Source organism: Lacticaseibacillus boliensis (assembly GCF_054784775.1).
In genome coordinates this window covers 59,940-76,882 of record NZ_BAAIHN010000006.1, presented here as the reverse complement: position 1 = coordinate 76,882, position 16,943 = coordinate 59,940, and the positions used below count along the sequence as shown (strand labels likewise).

At 54.9% G+C, this 16,943-nt stretch carries 18 protein-coding genes; all 18 read right to left on the bottom strand.

Going from position 1 to position 16,943, the window contains the following annotated elements:
• Positions 1-108 precede the first annotated feature (108 nt).
• Entirely contained in the window at positions 109-681 is a 573-nt protein-coding gene (locus ACYVRB_RS04390) for a uracil-DNA glycosylase family protein (RefSeq protein WP_461213818.1), read from the bottom strand.
• 98 nt (positions 682-779) lie between these two features.
• The gene (locus ACYVRB_RS04385; RefSeq protein WP_461213816.1) at positions 780-2,165 is read right to left on the bottom strand and encodes an MATE family efflux transporter; all 1,386 of its coding nucleotides are present in this window, start codon (positions 2,163-2,165) and stop codon (positions 780-782) included.
• Between the two features lie 817 nt (positions 2,166-2,982).
• Complete coding sequence (locus ACYVRB_RS04380; protein WP_461213815.1) at positions 2,983-3,282, bottom strand: hypothetical protein; 300 nt, start codon at positions 3,280-3,282, stop codon at positions 2,983-2,985.
• Positions 3,283-3,379: 97 nt separating this feature from the next.
• Positions 3,380-4,231: a TPM domain-containing protein gene (locus ACYVRB_RS04375; protein ID WP_461213814.1), complete on the bottom strand. Its 852-nt coding sequence runs from the start codon at positions 4,229-4,231 to the stop codon at positions 3,380-3,382.
• A 14-nt stretch (positions 4,232-4,245) separates the two neighbouring features.
• A complete protein-coding gene (locus tag ACYVRB_RS04370; RefSeq protein WP_461213813.1) occupies positions 4,246-4,833 on the bottom strand; it encodes a LemA family protein in 588 nt (195 codons plus the stop codon).
• A gap of 116 nt (positions 4,834-4,949) precedes the next feature.
• Positions 4,950-5,702: a nitroreductase family protein gene (locus ACYVRB_RS04365; protein WP_461213812.1), complete on the bottom strand. Its 753-nt coding sequence runs from the start codon at positions 5,700-5,702 to the stop codon at positions 4,950-4,952.
• An 11-nt stretch (positions 5,703-5,713) separates the two neighbouring features.
• Positions 5,714-6,730 carry a tryptophan--tRNA ligase gene (trpS, locus tag ACYVRB_RS04360; protein WP_461213811.1) on the bottom strand — a complete coding sequence of 339 codons (1,017 nt, stop codon included), beginning with the start codon at positions 6,728-6,730 and terminating at the stop codon, positions 5,714-5,716.
• A 263-nt stretch (positions 6,731-6,993) separates the two neighbouring features.
• Complete coding sequence (locus tag ACYVRB_RS04355; RefSeq protein ID WP_461213810.1) at positions 6,994-7,296, bottom strand: hypothetical protein; 303 nt, start codon at positions 7,294-7,296, stop codon at positions 6,994-6,996.
• Complete coding sequence (locus ACYVRB_RS04350; protein WP_461213809.1) at positions 7,278-8,186, bottom strand: hypothetical protein; 909 nt, start codon at positions 8,184-8,186, stop codon at positions 7,278-7,280. The genes ACYVRB_RS04355 and ACYVRB_RS04350 overlap by 19 nt, the downstream gene beginning before the upstream one ends.
• Positions 8,187-8,195: 9 nt before the next feature.
• The gene (locus tag ACYVRB_RS04345; RefSeq protein WP_461213808.1) at positions 8,196-9,074 is read right to left on the bottom strand and encodes a hypothetical protein; all 879 of its coding nucleotides are present in this window, start codon (positions 9,072-9,074) and stop codon (positions 8,196-8,198) included.
• A gap of 32 nt (positions 9,075-9,106) precedes the next feature.
• On the bottom strand, positions 9,107-9,871 hold the full coding sequence (locus ACYVRB_RS04340) for a hypothetical protein (RefSeq protein WP_461213807.1): 765 nt from the start codon (positions 9,869-9,871) through the stop codon (positions 9,107-9,109).
• Positions 9,864-10,724: a hypothetical protein gene (locus tag ACYVRB_RS04335; RefSeq protein ID WP_461213806.1), complete on the bottom strand. Its 861-nt coding sequence runs from the start codon at positions 10,722-10,724 to the stop codon at positions 9,864-9,866. The genes ACYVRB_RS04340 and ACYVRB_RS04335 overlap by 8 nt, the downstream gene beginning before the upstream one ends.
• Positions 10,724-11,554: a hypothetical protein gene (locus tag ACYVRB_RS04330; RefSeq protein ID WP_461213805.1), complete on the bottom strand. Its 831-nt coding sequence runs from the start codon at positions 11,552-11,554 to the stop codon at positions 10,724-10,726. The genes ACYVRB_RS04335 and ACYVRB_RS04330 overlap by 1 nt, the downstream gene beginning before the upstream one ends.
• Before the next feature lie 255 nt (positions 11,555-11,809).
• Positions 11,810-12,748 carry a hypothetical protein gene (locus ACYVRB_RS04325; protein WP_461213804.1) on the bottom strand — a complete coding sequence of 313 codons (939 nt, stop codon included), beginning with the start codon at positions 12,746-12,748 and terminating at the stop codon, positions 11,810-11,812.
• 26 nt (positions 12,749-12,774) lie between these two features.
• Positions 12,775-12,969: a hypothetical protein gene (locus ACYVRB_RS04320; protein ID WP_461213803.1), complete on the bottom strand. Its 195-nt coding sequence runs from the start codon at positions 12,967-12,969 to the stop codon at positions 12,775-12,777.
• A 24-nt stretch (positions 12,970-12,993) separates the two neighbouring features.
• Positions 12,994-14,316 (bottom strand): dihydrolipoyl dehydrogenase family protein, encoded by a 1,323-nt coding sequence (locus ACYVRB_RS04315; protein WP_461213801.1) that lies wholly within the window; start codon positions 14,314-14,316, stop codon positions 12,994-12,996.
• A 35-nt stretch (positions 14,317-14,351) separates the two neighbouring features.
• Positions 14,352-15,281, bottom strand: a complete 930-nt coding sequence (locus tag ACYVRB_RS04310; protein WP_461213800.1) for an ABC transporter ATP-binding protein — start codon at positions 15,279-15,281, stop codon at positions 14,352-14,354.
• Positions 15,281-16,810, bottom strand: coding sequence for an ABC transporter permease/substrate-binding protein (locus ACYVRB_RS04305; protein WP_461213798.1), 1,530 nt, complete (start codon positions 16,808-16,810; stop codon positions 15,281-15,283). The genes ACYVRB_RS04310 and ACYVRB_RS04305 overlap by 1 nt, the downstream gene beginning before the upstream one ends.
• Between the last annotated feature and the right edge of the window lie 133 nt (positions 16,811-16,943).

Sequence of the window (16,943 nt, the reverse complement as noted above, 5' to 3'; positions counted from 1 at the left end):
GCTTTAACGTATCATGCCGTCACCAGATAGGCAAGCGTTTACAATATTGAAAGCCATTTTCCGCTTGCTACCAATTTTTCGCACATCTGCTTGCAAAAAAGGCGCCCGTCACAACAGCGCGCGCACCTGCTTTTTCAATTCCGGCAAGACCTCCGCCTCGTACCATGGGTTCTTGTGCAGCCACCCGTAATTCAGCGGCGACGGGTGCACCAGCGGAAAATACGGGGCGTAATCCGCAAAGTGGCGGACGGTGGCGGTCAGCGTCTTTTCACGATGCGGCAAATAATACTTCTGCGCATACATCCCAATCAAAAGCGTCAGCTGGATCTTGGGCATCAGCTGTAGCAGCGGCTGGTGCCATTTTTCGGCAAAACCCTTGCGTGGCGGGAGATCACCGCTTTTGCCTTTGCCGGGATAATAAAAATCTAGCGGCACCACCGCCAACTTGCCGGCGTCATAAAACTCCGCTTCCGACACCCCCATCCAGTCCCGCAGGCGGTCGCCTGAGGCATCACGCCAATACGTCTTGGCCGCCTGGGCGGAGCGGCTTGGGGCCTGGCTGACGATCAAGATTGTCGCGTCTTTTTCATAATGATACAACGGATCGATCCCCGCCTGGGTGAACTGGGCGTTGTCCGGATCTTGTCGGATCGCTTCAAAAATTGCTTCTGCTGTTAACATGTTCCACCTCGCTTAATTCGATTGAAGCACACTGGTCTTCGGCGCGTCAACAAGCAAAAATGCCAGCCTCTCAGATTCGAGAAGCTGGCACCCAATGCTTATTCTTCGAGACGCTCTGCGGTCTGCATGGCTTCAGCCTTTTGCACTTGCTTGTCTTCTTTTTGGCGGATCACCTTCATCGTCCGGAAGTAGACGTTCACCAAAACGATCACTGACCCGATCCAGGCTAACGGATTGGCCATCGACGCGCCGGCAAACCCGAGGTGGGCGACTAACACGATGCCGGCAAACGCCCGCATGACCAGCTCAAACAACCCGGCAACCGTTGGCACCATCGTTTTGCCCAAACCTTGCAAGAGGTTGCGCATGGTGAACAAGATCGCCAACAGCCAATACATACTGGCATTATAATGGAAGTAAGTCTGCGCCAGCGCGGTGACGGCGGGTTGGTTCGGGCCCAAGAACAAGTTGACCAGCGGCCGCCCAAACATGATGATCAACGCGCCTAACACGGCTGACACGGCGACGTTTAAGATCAATGTCTGATGGACCCCACGCCGGATCCGCCCGTATTCCCGTGCACCTAGATTTTGGGCTGCAAAGGTCGCCATCGCCAAACCAAAAGACGATGCCGGCAACGTCGCCAGCTGATCGATCCGGCCGGCGGCGGTGTATGCTGCCACGGCATCAGTCCCCAACGTGTTTAACATGACCTGCAAGATCACCGCCCCAATGGCAATAATCGACATCGAAAAGCCCATTGGCAAGCCGACCTTGAGATGGCGAGAAATATCCTTCCAGTCGATCTTCATGTCTGCGCGCCTGATCACCAACAGCGGGATACGCCGCTTGATGAACAACCAACACAAAACCGCAGAAAACAGTTGCGCTATCACCGTCGCCCAGCCGGCACCGGCGACACCCCAATGGAAGACCAAGATGAACAATAACTCTAAGGCAATGTTCACGACGGTTGCGATGATTAAAAAAAGTAGCGGTGTTCGCGAATCTCCCAGTGCCCGCATCATATTGCTCAACAGGTTAAAGGCCATCGATGCCCCCACCCCGATGAAGATCACGCGCACAAAAGAAACCGATTGGTCGATGATTTCAGCAGGCGTCTGCATCAGTGTCAACAGCGGCCGTGTCATCGACACAGACAGCGCCGTCAAGATCACAGTCAGCCCCAAGGCAATCCAAATACTGGTTCCGAAGCTCTTGCGCACCCCACGTTCATCGCGGGCACCGAAGGCTTGTGCAGTCAGCACCGATAGGCCGGCAGTGATGCCTTGCGCGAATCCGATGATCAAGAAGTTGATACTCCCTGTCGCCCCGACCGCAGCTAATGCGTCTTTACCAATCGTCCGGCCGACGATCAATGCATCCATAAAACTATACAGCTGTTGAAAGACATTCCCAATTAATAGTGGAATTGTAAATAAAACGACCAGCTTCAATGGGTTGCCTTTAGTTAGCGTATGCACAGTGCCCCTCCTTTTTCTCATCCGAAATTTCCAACTTCGAGCATCTTACTCCATGTCTGCCCAACTGTCATCACTCTTCCACCAAGAAAATAATAATCTCATCATTTTCACGCAAACTAGTCACTGCTAATTTTTTAGCTAAACCAATCCCTCCTAGCAACTTCGCTGTCCGGTAGCGTAAGCATTTGGGGTGTGGTAGGCCAGTAAGCTGTCGGGTGTGGGCAAAAGCGACTCCAGCAGGTTTCAATCTGTCGTGGAGAGGGTGCTCGGCGAAGCTAACTTGGCCGGTTCCGGCCAAGTGGATCTTCACCTGCGCTTTGCTGTAAGCGACAAGTCGCTAACAGCAATCTCACCACGTCAGATTGACCTGCTTCCGTCACTTTCGCCCACACCCTGGATTCCGCGTATCAGGATAGTATCGTGTAACGGACAATCGGGTTATTCCACGCTATGAATGTGCAACAAATGTATTGTCAGCCGCTGTCTAATGTTTTCAGCCTCAGAAATTGCCACTGAGGATATTTAAGAACGCAAATGTGCGGACGAGATGTGCGGAGACAGGAGATGGCTCAGGCGCGGCGTTGTTGTTAGCGGCTTGCCGCTTACAACAAAGGCGTCGAGGAAGATCCACTCGTAGCGCAGCGGAGAGTTAGCTTCCGAGCGCCTCGCACCGTTCCAGCCGTCTCCTGTCGCAGCGCACCCCGTCCGGACCTATACCACTATCCCAAACACATCTCAAAGAAGACTTACGCTGCCGGACAACGTTAGTGACAAACAAAGGCGGCATCCCGAACTGGGAAGTCGCCATGAGATTGCGTTATTCGCCGACGCCGCTTGAGAGACGGTCGAAGGATTTTGTTTGTTCGATGACACTTAGCCAAGAGTGATACGACGGATTGGCCGGAGCCGTTGGGCCAGCTTGTTCCTGGCTGTAAACCGTCGCGACAAACGCCGCTACCATCGCTAACACCTCGCGCCTTAGCCGCTTGGCATCGTGTTGCTGCGCTAACGGCCGTTGGGCGTTTTTCTCGCGTTGGAAGGCCAACGCACTGTCGTGGAAATCAGCGATCAACGCCTGGTGTGCTTGGATAAAAGCCTGCAATTTCAACGTATCCATTTCCACATCCCCTATCTACTGCCATTCTAGCAAACATACGTTCTTGTGACAACCATAATAAAACGGCATGTCTATAATCGACACACCGTTAATCTAGCTAGACGTCGGCACCGCCGCCGCCTGAAGAACCGCCGCCCCAACCGGAGCCACCGCCAAAGCCGCCACCGCCGCCGAAGCCACCGCCTCGCGGTCCGCGGCCGCCACTCAGCAAACTCCCGAGCAACCACCACAGCCACCAGCTGTTGTCACCGCGGCGCCTGCGACCGCCACGACCACCACCGCCGCCACCAATGGACGCGATAATCACGATAACGATCACAACGGCAATGATAATCTTGACGATTGCCCCAAACCAGCCGCTGTTATTCCCGGTGTTTTGTTGTTTCTGGGAATACTGCGCCATCGATTGCGTGTTCTCGTCTTTAGGAAACTTGTACTTCTTGTCGATTACCGTCGCCACCGCGTTGAACACCTTGCGGATCGCGGTGTTTTGCTTGGCGGTATCGGCCGACTTGATATCGCTCAGGTTGTTATCTAAAATCCGCCCAGCCAAGGCATCGGTCAGCTCACCTTCCAGGCCATACCCAACTTCGATCCGCATGTTGTTCTTGCCGCCGTTTTTGGCGAAAACAATCAACACCCCGTTGTCGCGGGACTTACTACCGATCCCCCACTTCGAGAAAAGATCAGGCGCGTATTGACCGAGCGCTTCACCGTGAGTGGATTTGACCACCGCGACACCGATCTGTGGCTGCTGTTTCGTATTCTGATAGGTCTGGTTTTTCGAATCGATCAGTTGCTGGGATTTAGCATCCAGCAGGTGCAGATCGTCGTCATAGTAATAATGCGCTGCCGGTTTTGCTGGTAGAATGGCCGCCTGAACCGGTTGGGCCTGCGTCAGCCACCACACGAACGGCAGTAACAGTAATCCCCATGCCCATTTGCGCATAAGCCCGCCTACTTTCAGTTATCGAGATCGACCTTCGGTACCTGCGACGCAGAAGGGTTAGCCTTGAAGGTCGGCTTCTGGCCTAAGCCCATCATGTTAGCAAAAATGTTCTTCGGGAACGTGACAACACTTTGGTTGTATGCTTCGACATCTTGGATATACCGCCGGCGCTCCGTTGAGATCCGGTTTTCACTGCCTTCCAGTTGTGTCATCAAGGTCTGGACGTTTTTTTGTGAAGACAGTTGTGGGTAATCTTCTTTGATCACGTTCACCAACGTGCCGACGCTTTGATTCAGCTGACTGTCAGCGTTAGCCTTTTCCTTGGTGGTCGATGCGTTGGCGTAGTTGCTGCGCGCCTTAGCAATGTCGTTGAACACTTCAGTTTCGTGATTCATTGACCCCTTGGTCGCACTGACTAGGTTCGGGATCAAGTCGGCACGGCGTTGCATGACGTTTTCGACTTGACTCCACTGTGCTTTAACGGTTTGGTTCTGCTTGGCGAGACTGTTGTAAGTGCTGACGCCGTAGATGCCAAGGATCACGGCGATCGCCGCGATCACGATTCCGGTGATGGCGACAGGACTCAGACGTTTGCTTTGCATATGAATAACCCCTCTCAATATATTCTCAGTGTACCATGTCGGGCCTAGGCAACCTCAGTCTTAAGGTGGATTTCATGAGATAAAAAGGTCGATCATCACCGATCGACCTTCAATCATTATGCTTCTGTCAAGAATCCTTGCTGTCTCAACGCGCGGTACAGCTCGCCACGCTTGGCCGGTGTCATCTTGGCGCCATTGGCCAAGAGGTGGCGAAACGACTCTTCGCGCCGGTTGGTGTCGCGCGTGGCGTAATAATGGTGTACCTGCTCGTCATATGCCGCCAGGCTATCCTGCCAATCCACGGGAGGCTGATAGGTGTTTTCAAAAGCCATCAACGACTGCGGCATCCGCGGTTTGAACTGCGGGGTTTGGTCGGGATGACCGACGATGACCCCGCACAGCGGAAACGTCAGTGTCGGCAGGTGCAACAACGCAATCAACCGTAGCGGGTCGTTTAAGATGCTGCCAAGGATCACAGTGCCCAGCCCTGCCGCTTCTGCGGTGGCAACCAAGTTTTGCGTCGCCAGCAACCCATCTGATGTGGCTTGAATGAACTTATCTGTCGATCCCAGCGCCTGGTTCGGGGCATCAGCGCCCACCGCTACAAAGTCTGCCGGTTCAGGCAGGCTGGCGGCGCGGTGTTGATCTGCGATCACGATAAACAACTCGCCGTTGGCATCGACGTATGCCTGCTTGCTGATGGCCGCGATCTGGCCGCGAAGCTCACGGTCGGTAATGTGAATGATGCTGAAAGACTGCAGATAATGCGATGTCGCGGTGTGTTGGGCCGCCGCGATCAGGTCATGGATCTGCGTGGCCGTTAGCGGCTGATCAGTAAACTGGCGAATCGTTCGATGCGCGTTGACCATGTTGCCTCCTGCTACTTGAAGTAATTAAACCCGATAGCGTCGCGGACTTCTTGCAAGGTCTGGTTGGCGACTTCATTGGCGTGGGCGGTGCCGTCGATCAAGATCTGTTGCACGCTGGCCATGTCCTTAGCGTATTCTTCGCGGCGTTCGCGGATCGGGCGCAACACGCCATCCATGACATCGTTGAGGTAACGCTTGATTTTCACATCCCCTAAGCCGCCGTGTTGATATTGGGCCTTGAGCTCAGCGACTTTGGCCTTGTCCTCATCGAAAATGTCGAGATAGGTGAAGACGACATTGCCTTCTACCTGACCAGGATCTTCGATATGGATATGGTTGGGATCGGTGTACATCGACATGATCTTCTTTTGCACGGTGTCGGCGTCATCGGCCAGGTAGATCCCGTTGTTGAGCGACTTGGACATCTTGGCGTTGCCATCGATACCAGGCAGACGTCCGGAACCTTTTGGTGGGAAGTAGCCTTCTGGTTCCACCAGCACGTCAGCGTTATAGGTGCGGTTGAACGTCCGCACGATCTCGCGGGTCTGCTCGAGCATCGGTTCTTGGTCGTCACCGACCGGCACAGTATCCGCCTTGAACGCGGTGATGTCGGCCGCCTGGCTGACAGGATAGATGAAAAAGCCTGCAGGCACAGATTCGCCAAACGCTTTTTGCTGGATCTCGGCTTTGACAGTCGGGTTGCGGTTTAAGCGGTTGACGGTGACCAGATCCAGGTAATACATCGTCAGCTCTGGCAACGCCGGGATCGCGCTTTGCACCAAGATCGTCGTTTTCTTCGGATCGATGCCGACGGCGAGATAATCCAGTGCCACTTCCATCAGCGAGTTGCGGATCTTCTCGGGGTTGTTGGCGTTGTCGGTCAGTGCCTGGGTATCAGCGATCATGACGAAGTTGTCGTAGTCGCCGGAGTTTTGCAGTGCCACGCGGTTCTGTAAGCTCCCGATGTAATGCCCGATGTGTAAGCGGCCAGTTGGGCGGTCGCCGGTCAAGAATGTATGTTTAGCCATGATAATTGCCTCCTGAATGTATAAAAAAGTCGTCTTATGTCATAAAGACATAGGACGACTGCGCGCGGTACCACCTAATTTGCCACGCTAAGCGTGACCTCTCGAAGCGGCTTAAGGCGCACCCACCGAATTGTCCCACACGAGCCCATTGTTGCCGCTTGGTGATGGTCTTTGCAGTCACGACCACTCTCTGTACACCTCTGCGATAACGCCTTTCGCATGCATTGACGATACGTTCATGATAGTGAAGCGCTAGGCAAATGTCAACGGCGCTGTATCCTGACCAGCCGACAACCCCAGCCACCATCACACCAAGCGACTGTAATCACCCGGCGCCGCGACGTCAACACCGCGCCACCGGCGACAAGGCGATAACGCCCGCGCCAGCAATTCGTTGGCGTCCATCGCAAGCACCAACGCTGATTAGGAATGAACGTCAGGTCCCCGAGCGCACCATCACGACGCAAGGTATACCGCGCCGTGATCGTCGCTGGCTCTGCAAGGGATCCCATTAATAACCCGCAAGCGAGCACCAGGCCCAGCCACTTCAGGCATCTGCGCGCCAAAAGCTCAGCCCTCCAAACTTGTCGGCCCCGCAGTACCACCCGAGCCTGCGGAATTCATTGGGCAGCCCGCACCAATTCGCCAGCTTAACCACGTCGGTCGTGACGAATTGGAAGCGACCATCTTCCGCCTTGCGCACATATAACAGGGAACCGTCGATCTCGGCTCGAACATAGTGCTCTGGGCGGGGATTAGTCGTCCGCATCCAGATCACCGATAATTCTTGATGGCCTGGATCGGTCGCAACCAGCTGTTCACGGTCAAAGTACGCCGGGAACGTCTCTGGATCGACTGTTGCCTCAGCGATTGCACAATCCATGACCGACTCGCTATCGACGCGATGACGCTCTTCATTATTCGCGCTACTGAACGGGGCGCCAATGCCATTGCGCTGGCGAAGCGCGACGTGTGCCAGCATCCGCTGCGCCCATTCTTGTTTCAAGCGATGGGGGTCGATCTGGTCGCTACAGTCTTGGGCTTCTTCTCTGGCAGTCTCGCGCCGCTCGACGCGATCAGCGTCACACGCCACCTTATTGGCGTCTAAGGTATCCACGCGAACGGGCTCACAGTTAGCATCTGTGACAATCGCTTGCGGATCCCAGTAGTGATTTTTTTCATGGTTGTCCAACTGCTTGATGATCTCGAGCGCTTGCTCTCGTCTGGGTGCGGCTAGCAAAGCCCCTTCTGCCGCCGTCACGAAAAACGACCCATCCACATGGGAAAACGATTCGCTTTGGGTGGCATCGTCTGGGTCCTGCAACCGGACGGTGACTGCAGCAGGATAATACCGGTCTCGTTGATCGCGGTAATAAGGCCGGTATAGCACGAACAGCCGTGAAGAAACTGCCTTTAAGGCTTGATCTAACGCAATCGCTTCGCTTAATGTTTTCATGGTTTCCTCCTAGTCGTCCCAGTCATCATCATCAGGACCCCAATAACCGGCGAGATGGATCCCACCGCCTGGGATGAGTGCCATTTCGTGGCTATGGTGTTCAAGCTCTTCCAGCAAGCCAAGTTCCCGATACAAGCCGGCACTACCAACAAATCTCACCGTCCAGACGTCATGAACCTGCACCAGATAGACCTGATACTCCTCAGCGCGGATCCGGATCATCGGCTGTTCGGCAGGCAGGTCTTCTTCTTCAAACACCAACCTGGCCGCCGTCTTGGCCACCTTGGCGTCAAAATCAGAAACGCAGGCTTTTGCGACATCAGACCCGGGCCACAGCGTCAGCGTGAACGCTTCAGGCACTTGATCATCTGGGCGCTTGGCATACGCACACAAGACCGCTTTGAAATCATCCAGAGCAAAGAAATCGCCGAGCTGCAGCGCCGCCATCCGGTCATCTATTACAGCGTCGTTGTGGTTGATCTGGCGCAGCAGATCATCGCGACCGACCTGATCTAACCAGATCGGTGCAGCGGCATCGCCGGTGGCGGCCGGTGGCATGTACGACTCCACCAGGTCTTTCCGCGATGCAACTGCTGCGACATCAGCCACCTGTGCAAGCTTAGGATCAGCCCCGACTGGTTGGGACGCTTTGGCAAACGGATTAACGTCTGCGAACGGATCGAACGGGTCGCGGATCAACCGCGCACCATGCGTGGTCGACCACAGCATTTTGACTTGGTCGCCATGCCGCTCAAACACTTTCAACATCGCGTCGGCGTGCTCACCGATGGCATTGATATATTCGGGATAAAAGGCCACCGTCAGATTCGGCGACATGGCGTGCACTGCTTCATAGACGTTAATTGCTTGGCTTAAATAGACTGACATCTCAGTTCCTCCTTGAATTTTCTTCCAGTTACTCAGCGCAGTCGAAACCCACCATCGGCTTGTCGCCAAAATTGCATCCCGGCCGCTTGCCACTGTTGTGCCAACCCCAGCCGAATCACTACATCCGCCAGCGGTGCCAGCACCACCCAGTAACGCTCTTGGGTACGATAGATCTTGAGTCCGTCCCCGACGACACACGGACAGCCGTCTGGGATCCCGTGCCATCGCCGATTGCGACAAACCGCTTGCGCGTCAAACTCGCGCTCAAAATTACGGATGGTAAACGCTTGGGCCGGATAGCAACTCACGTCGGGGGCATCCCCCCACTCGCGGCATAATATCGCGCCAAAATCCCTAGTTTTGGCCACCAATACCGCGTTAAGATACCAAGCCAAGGCTCCACGATCGAGCAGTCGCCAAGCGTCTTGTTGCTCGGCCTTTTTTGCACAAAGCACCTGACTTAACGCGCTGGCTTCGCGAATCGTCCTCGGCGCGATCTTATCGACACGGATCGCAGACGCCGGCATCAACGCGGCATCAGGGACAAACTCCCCTGGCTCCTGGTAGGCATCGATGCCATCTTCCACCAACACTGCCAGCCGGGCATCTTGTGCGTCTGACCACTCACCGTTGGGATTGCCGCGGCGTTGCATGAGTTTGACCTGCCCACGCCACACCGCAAACCCAGCCGGATAAGCTGGTGTCGCCGGTAGGTATTCGACAAAGCCATCGCTGACTTCAGCTTTAACAACGGCATCGATCGCCGCACACAAGCCCAATGTCACCGTCTCAAGCATCTTGGGCCACCACCTCGAAGCTGCCATCCGCCTGCGCCGTGTACTGCCAGCCCGCTTCAGCCGCCGCTTCGGGGACCCCCAACCAATCCGCAAAAGCCGCCGCGCCCACGACGATTAGGCGATAGGCGTCATGATCGTGAAACAGATACAAGCGGGCTTCACCAACATGCGTCTGCAGATAAAGCTGTCCCGCTGGGATCGACGCGTTAGCAAATTGCTGCTGGCGAATTTTTGCAACTGCATGAGCGTCAAAAAAGGCATCCAGTTCAAGTCGCGGATAGGCCTCAAAGGGCAGGCTTCCGGTCAGGTTGTGGGTAGCCAGCATCACCTCAGGCACATGCACCGGCAATCGGCAATCGTATTGCCAATGCGCCATCAGCGCCGTCAGCAATGCCTCGCGATCCAACAACGCGGTGAAGTCTTGCGTCTGAGCTTGCTTCGACACCCGCGCTTGCATCGCTTGGGCGCGCGCCTTCACAACGTCTGTCGTCAGACGGTCCAGCCGCAACGGTGCATAAGTTTCCTCGTCGACTGCTTCCACCAACGGCGCATAGACATCGTCTGGCAAGTCGGCAAAAAATTTGACGACGGCCCGCCGTGCCATCGCTTGGCGCTTCTCTGACAGCGGTAGCTGATCAGGATGCCGGCCACGCGTCAACAACACTGAATTCGTGGCAAACAGCACCTCCTCTTCGGAATCATCAGGATCGCTGCACCACACCGCAAACGTCGCGTTGGTAACTTGCCCGCGCAAGTCGCGATACGCCGGCCAGTAGCGGACGTTCAGCCGTGGTGAGACACGTTTTAAAATACCATCTAGCGCCTTGGCCAAGTCCATTGTGATTACCGCCATCAGTCATCCTCCTCATCAAGCACACGCACAGCCCCGTCAGCGAATGCTCGATACCGCACCTCATACTGGGGTTGCCCGGCGGTTTCCTTTTGCAACCAAGCAAACAAATTTGCCGCCGGGCTTAGCTGGAGCACCCAGGCGTGGCGGCGCGGCAGATAGGCCAAGATCGCCCGCAACCCAAGTTCGTTGGTTAAGTCCAGATATGGTGCTCCCGGCAACACGTCAATATCATTGAGACTTTGCCGCCGGACCGGGACCACACCTTTGGCTTTGACCATCTTGAAGCGATCAAATCGAGGCTCGGTATCCGCCCCGTGCGTGAGCGTCACCACCGGTTCGAATTCCTCACGATCTCCCGTCGCCTGCGTCCACAACCAGTACCGTAATTCTTGCGTGGTGATTATTTCTTCTAACGCAACGCTTTGGGCTTTGGCGGCCAACGCCTTCTGGTCGCGCTCAATTTGAGCTTCTAATTGCGCCTGATTCTCAGCGACAACCATCACCGGCATCCCCGCCTTGCCCGTCACCGCAGTAACCTCAAACAACTCATCGGGTTGCGGTTGCGCATCGACGGTCGCAATGACACGCTGATGCAGTGCGTTTGGCACCCGCAGATCCCAGCGATCGAAGTCATCGTCACTGTGTGCCTGCCACACAAGGGCACGCGGTTCTTTCTGCCACCAAACCGCCACGTTAGCGGGATATTCACGCCCCCGACGATTCCGATACGCCGGTGCGAATTCAACCTGTAGCGTCGGATCGACTTCAGTCAGTGCCTGACTTAATTTGATTGCCGCGCCGAGCGTTGGGATAAAGTGCGTTTGCAACATGCCATGACCTCCTTCGATCGCGTTGATCGTTATCAACATCAATAGTGTTTCCTGCGGCACACTTGGCGTCAACGGGGTTTAGGTGAAAATTTTTCCATCTTGCTGGGCTTATTCATCTAGCCCGACCCATTCGCAGTTTTAGTCGGCGGTGGGAGGAGGTTTGGCTTTTTGCCGTTACTTAATTATTTTGTGGCGTACCCTTTTTGACAAAAAAAATAGCAGTGCCCCCATTAGGAGTACTGCCAGCATATAAACTTAATTTGGGAGGTCACCCACAGGAACCTGTACCCAATCAAAGACCTTACCTGTCGCTTTTACATCCTCTTTCTTTTTCGCCGCTAATGGATGTGCGCCACGTATTTTTTCGAATGACGTTACTAGCTGAGTATGACCTTGGTTACTTCCACACACATAGGTATGGTGCCCTGATTTTTCACACTTAACGAGATCCTCCCGCAGAGATCCTAACAACGACTCATAGGCTTGCTTTACGGAAGCCTTCAATTCACCTGTTGCTAAAAAAATATCAAACTCACTATTTTTGTTTAATTTGTTAATAATGCTGTGAATCATCTCTTGGTTAAAACGTTGCATAGAATCAACTTGTGCTTCGTTCCGTTTGCGAATCTCATCGCTTTCACCATCTCTGAATGGGCGTTGATCGTCATCACCATTCCACCAATAAAGCCTCAGCCCAGTCGCTTTCCCCCGCGTTGATAAATACTTAGGCTTAGTCGTCACAACTGGCGTCGCGTTAGCCACGATGATCCGCGTATAATCGTTAGGAAGATAATCAACCAAGTAACCCAGCGTTCTATCGCAGTAATCATTTAGGCCATCACTTGGGTTCTGCATGATAACCAATATCGTCTTCCCGACCTTTTTCTCTGTTCGACTCTTATCGTTGAATTTTTGAATTTCTAATAAGTTTCGAGCATAATCGGTTGCCACAGGCTTATCTGAAGATTTACGGCTATTGGCATATCTCACCGCTTTCCACACTTTATGATTAGCATCAGTTAGCTTTCGATATTGTATCCAGACCCTCGCGCTCAGATATTGCTGACATAGTTTGTTACCTCTTTGATCAAAATCAGAAGGCTCATCCCAGCTATACCACTCATCCGCTCCACCAGATGTATCAGGCCAATCTGTTGCATTTACTAGTTCAATGATTCCCTGTTTACCCTCCATAATTTACGCCTCCACGTTGGATTTAACTACATCACTTGTGAAAACGCAACCAAAAATACCCCGATAACACACACAAATACCCCAATCATGCCCACCAGCTCCATGACACGCCCGGAAGGCTTGTTATCGTTTTTGAACTTGTGACCGACAGCGAAGATCATGACGAAGATCACCGCAAGGAGCATGCCGGCGACCATAAGAATTGAAATTGTTGTAGACAATAGAAACCCCTCTTAAACTGTATTCTAAAGCAAATATTGCAAATCGCTGGATGCGCTCGGATAACCATACACGAGCTCTTTGGCTGTGGCGCTGGTGTGCTTGTCGATCATCACGGTGAACTGGTTGATCAGCTCTTCTGCATGGGTCCCAACGACCAAAGCACCGGCTAACAACCCGGTATCCCGATCCGTAATCGTGACCACCCGCGCACCGGCTTCTTGCACTCGGTTATAAGTGTACCAGTGCGTGACGTCTTGGTCGAGCACGGAATAGCGCTGCGGTGCCGCCTTGGCAGCCGCCAGCGTAACCCCAACTTGGGCGAGCTCCGTCGTGCCAAAAACGATTTCTGGAATCGCCGGATAAGCGATTGGCTCGGTCATGCCTGCCAGATGTCGGGCGACATAGCGCCCTTCAAAACTCGCCACCGGCGTCAGCTTCGGTTGCGTCTTGGCAACCACATCCCCGATCGCGTAAATATGCGGCACGTTGGTCTGCATGAACTTGTTGACTTCGATCCCTTTGGCGGTCGTCGCCACCCCTGCCGCATCTAATCCTAACGCCACCGCCGGTACCCGGCCGATGGCGCTGATCGCCATGGCAACAGTCAGCTCAAAACCATCCGCACCGGTCAGCTTCACCCCGGCTTCGACCCGCTCAACAGCTTCCACGTGCACCTCATCGTGCCAGTGAATCCGCTTGGCCGCCATCTGCTCACGCAGTTCCGCCACCGCCTGGGCATCCCAAGCCCGCAGTGCCCGCTTAGAGCGATTAACGATGTGAACCTCCGCCCCTGCTGCCGCGGCGATGTTGGCGAGCTCCAAGCTGACGTAGCCGGCCCCAAGAAACGCGATCGATGCCGGTAGCTCGTCGAGATCCAAGAACTCATTCGACGTCTGCAACAACTGTGCCCCTGGAATCTCCGGACGCGCCGGTTCACGACCGGTGGCGATAATGATGTCAGTCGCTTGGAACTGCTCGTCGCCAACCACGATGGTGTGGGCATCAACAAAATGCGGCTGCCCGTGGCGCGTGGCGATGCCACTGGCTTTTAATCCCGCCAGCGTGCCTTCAGGGACTCGTGTCGTATAGCCGCGCTTGAACGCCATCAACGCCTGCCAGTCGACGCCTGGCACGGACTTCAGGCCTGAGCCTTGCATGTGGGCCGCAGCGGTTTGCACTTCCGCCGCCCGATACAGCATCTTCTTGGGATCACAACCGCGATTTGGGCAGGTACCACCCCACAAGTCACGCTCGATCACCAGCACCCGCTTGCTTTTGGCCAATCCGCTGGCCGCCGCCAATCCTGCAGGCCCGCCGCCGATTACGATCACATCATACTGTTCCATCGTCATCTTCCTTTCCGCAAACTGCCGTCAACTGCCTACGCCTTGGCTGCCAGAAACCTCAAAACAGCCTGGGCATCTAGTTTAAAACTACCCGATTCAGCGGCAACTGTCACGCTTTTACCCGCCGCCACCGACGTCAAAACTTCACGCAACTTGACCGCACCAGGCGTGATGCCGCTGGCAGTCGGCGTGCCAAACGCCGCCAGCTCACGCAACGGCGTGTCCAACAGCACCTGCGAGGCCCCGGCGAAGAAACTTGCCACCCAGTCGGTCGCCGGCTCGTGCGCGATCTCTGTCGGCGTCGCGCACTGCACCATTTTGCCGTCGCGCATTACCCCGATCCGCTGACCGAGCCGCATCGCTTCGTTCATGTCATGGGTGACAAACACCACCGTCATCTGCAGATCCGCGTGCAACTGTAACACCAGCTCTTGCAGCTGGTTGCGCGACAAGGGATCCAGCGCAGAAAATGGTTCATCCATCAACACCACCGGTGGCTTACCGGCAAAGGCCCGCAAGATACCCACGCGCTGCTGTTCCCCGCCGGACAACTCCTTAGGCAAGCGGTCGCGATATTGGGCCGCCGGTAGTCCGACTAAATTCAGCAGCTCATCGATGCGCGTGCTGACCTCGGCTTTCGGCCAACCGCGCAGTTCCGGGATCAGGCCAACGTTTTGGCCGACCGTCATGTTGGGGAACAACGCGATCTGCTGCAAGACATACCCAATGTCCCAGCGCAAGGTCCGCACCGGATACGACGTCAGCGGCTTGCCGTTGAAAGTGATCTCGCCTTCGGTCGGTTCGATCAGACGATTGATGATTTTCAACGTCGTGGTTTTGCCACTGCCTGACTCACCGACGAGCACGAACAGCTCGCCTTCTCGGATCTTCAAATTCAAATCGGCCACCGCCACACCGGCATCATACACCTTATTGACATGCGAAAATGTGATCAGATCCGTCATCAGCGCGCCTCCTTCAATAACCCATGCTTCATCAAATATGCTTTGGCAACCGCGTTGGCACTTTGTTTCTTCACGTTCACCGCGTAGTTCATCTGTTGCATGTCGGTTTCTGAGATCTTGTTGGCCAAGCGGTTGAGCCGCTTGACGATGGCGGGATGGGCATCGGCCCAGGCCTTGGTCATCATAGGCGCCCCACGATAGGTGGCAAAAACGTGTTTATCGTCTTGCAGCGCCAGCAAGTGATATTGCGCGATCTGTGAATCCGTCGAATACCCGTCGGTCACCACGACTTGCCCGCGCGCCAGCGCTTGATACCGTAGTGACGCGTCGAGCGATTGCACATTCAACTGTAGCCCGTATTGTTTTTTGATGCCTGCATAGCCGTCTTGACGGCTGGCAAACTCGAGGTCAAACCCGGCCTTGCCCGTCGCTAATTTCTGTAGATCCCCGATCGTCTTGAGCCCGTCGCGCTTGGCGTCAACTTGTCTCACCACCAGCGCGTAGGTGTTGTTGTACTTCATCGGCCGCAACATGACCAGACCTTGCTTGGCCAGCAACTGCTTGGCGATTGGGTAACTATCTGCACCGTCTGCGATCGCCGCTTGCTGCTTAGTGGTCGGCTTCACCAGGCTCGTCACCACGGTCCCGGTGAATTCCGGATACATATCGATTTTTTTAGACTTCAAGGCGTTGTATAAGAAACTGGTCTGGCCAAAATTCGGCTTCAGCTCGACTTTCACGTTGTCGTTGCCATCTTCGATCAACAGCTTGTACATGTTGATGAGGATCTCCGGTTCACTGCCCAGCTTACCGGCGATCGTGATCGTCTCAGGTGCCGGCTTGAGCTCCTGCACGCCAAACCAGCCGCCGCCGATCACGGCCAGCGCCCCGATCCCATAGGCGACATAGCGGAAGCGTATCTTCTGGATCAGCGCCAGGCCCGCAGAAAATACTAACGCCAACAACGCTGAGGCCAGCGCCCCGATCAAGGTCAGACTGGCGTCGTTGCGGTTGATCCCCAATAGGATGAAACTCCCAAGTCCCCCGCCGCCGATCAGTGCCGCCAAAGTAGCGGTCCCGATAATCAACACAGTGGCGGTGCGAACGCCGCCAATGATGGTGGGCATCGCCAGCGGTAGCAGGACCTTGCGCAACTTTTGCCATTCAGACATCCCGAAAGCTTCGGCCGCTTCTTGATAGGCAGGATCGATCTCGCTCAGGCCAATATAGGTATTTTGAAAAATTGGGAGCAGCGCATACACCACCAGCGCGATGATTGCCGGCGCCGTCCCGATGCCAACGAACGGGATCAGTAAGCCCAACAACGCCAGCGACGGGATCGTCTGCAAAACACCGGTCAGTTGCAAGAGCACGTTGGCAAACCGCCGGTGATCTTTCGCCCAGATGCCTAAAGGTAGCGCAATGAGCACTGCAATTACCAACGAGATCAACGAGATCTGCAGATGCTGCCCCAACGCCACCAGCAGATCGCCGCGCTTATCCAGAAAAGTCTGCCATAAATCCGTCATGCCTACCTCCGTTTACCCGCACTAACCGGGATTGTTTTTCATAATGGTACGAGCTTAACACAATTTATTTTAGAATACCTACTCGTTTGCCTTGGCGTCACTTGCCAGCACGCCTGGTTTGCACTAAACTAGA

What these genes read in the sequence shown, in the direction of transcription:
- ACYVRB_RS04340 (WP_461213807.1), bottom strand. Translation starts at nt 9,871, where the DNA reads ATGCTTGAGACGGTGACATTGGGCTTGTGTGCGGCGATCGATGCCGTT.
- ACYVRB_RS04315 (WP_461213801.1), bottom strand. Translation starts at nt 14,316, where the DNA reads ATGGAACAGTATGATGTGATCGTAATCGGCGGCGGGCCTGCAGGATTG.
- ACYVRB_RS04380 (WP_461213815.1), bottom strand. Translation starts at nt 3,282, where the DNA reads ATGGATACGTTGAAATTGCAGGCTTTTATCCAAGCACACCAGGCGTTG.
- ACYVRB_RS04345 (WP_461213808.1), bottom strand. Translation starts at nt 9,074, where the DNA reads ATGTCAGTCTATTTAAGCCAAGCAATTAACGTCTATGAAGCAGTGCAC.
- ACYVRB_RS04350 (WP_461213809.1), bottom strand. Translation starts at nt 8,186, where the DNA reads ATGAAAACATTAAGCGAAGCGATTGCGTTAGATCAAGCCTTAAAGGCA.
- trpS (WP_461213811.1), bottom strand. Translation starts at nt 6,730, where the DNA reads ATGGCTAAACATACATTCTTGACCGGCGACCGCCCAACTGGCCGCTTA.
- ACYVRB_RS04330 (WP_461213805.1), bottom strand. Translation starts at nt 11,554, where the DNA reads ATGTTGCAAACGCACTTTATCCCAACGCTCGGCGCGGCAATCAAATTA.
- ACYVRB_RS04310 (WP_461213800.1), bottom strand. Translation starts at nt 15,281, where the DNA reads ATGACGGATCTGATCACATTTTCGCATGTCAATAAGGTGTATGATGCC.
- ACYVRB_RS04325 (WP_461213804.1), bottom strand. Translation starts at nt 12,748, where the DNA reads ATGGAGGGTAAACAGGGAATCATTGAACTAGTAAATGCAACAGATTGG.
- ACYVRB_RS04365 (WP_461213812.1), bottom strand. Translation starts at nt 5,702, where the DNA reads ATGGTCAACGCGCATCGAACGATTCGCCAGTTTACTGATCAGCCGCTA.
- ACYVRB_RS04370 (WP_461213813.1), bottom strand. Translation starts at nt 4,833, where the DNA reads ATGCAAAGCAAACGTCTGAGTCCTGTCGCCATCACCGGAATCGTGATC.
- ACYVRB_RS04390 (WP_461213818.1), bottom strand. Translation starts at nt 681, where the DNA reads ATGTTAACAGCAGAAGCAATTTTTGAAGCGATCCGACAAGATCCGGAC.
- ACYVRB_RS04375 (WP_461213814.1), bottom strand. Translation starts at nt 4,231, where the DNA reads ATGCGCAAATGGGCATGGGGATTACTGTTACTGCCGTTCGTGTGGTGG.
- ACYVRB_RS04305 (WP_461213798.1), bottom strand. Translation starts at nt 16,810, where the DNA reads ATGACGGATTTATGGCAGACTTTTCTGGATAAGCGCGGCGATCTGCTG.
- ACYVRB_RS04335 (WP_461213806.1), bottom strand. Translation starts at nt 10,724, where the DNA reads ATGGCGGTAATCACAATGGACTTGGCCAAGGCGCTAGATGGTATTTTA.